We start from the raw sequence: 271 nt of genomic DNA on the forward strand, positions 1-271 counted from the left end.
CGGTCCAGACTCCTACGGGAGGCAGCAGTGGGGAATTTTGGACAATGGGGGCAACCCTGATCCAGCAATGCCGCGTGAGTGAAGAAGGCCTTCGGGTTGTAAAGCTCTTTTGTCAGGGAAGAAAAGGCTGTGGCTAATATCTGTGGCTCATGACGGTACCTGAAGAATAAGCACCGGCTAACTACGTGCCAGCAGCCGCGGTAATACGTAGGGTGCAAGCGTTAATCGGAATTACTGGGCGTAAAGCGTGCGCAGGCGGTTTTGTAAGTCT

At 53.5% G+C, this 271-nt stretch carries 1 rRNA gene; it reads left to right on the forward strand.

Going from position 1 to position 271, the window contains the following annotated elements:
• Window positions 1-271: ribosomal RNA gene (locus tag GJ695_RS29480) — 16S ribosomal RNA — on the forward strand; the annotation flags it as partial.

This window comes from Duganella alba (assembly GCF_009674495.1).
GTDB classification, from domain to species: domain Bacteria; phylum Pseudomonadota; class Gammaproteobacteria; order Burkholderiales; family Burkholderiaceae_D; genus Rugamonas; species Rugamonas alba.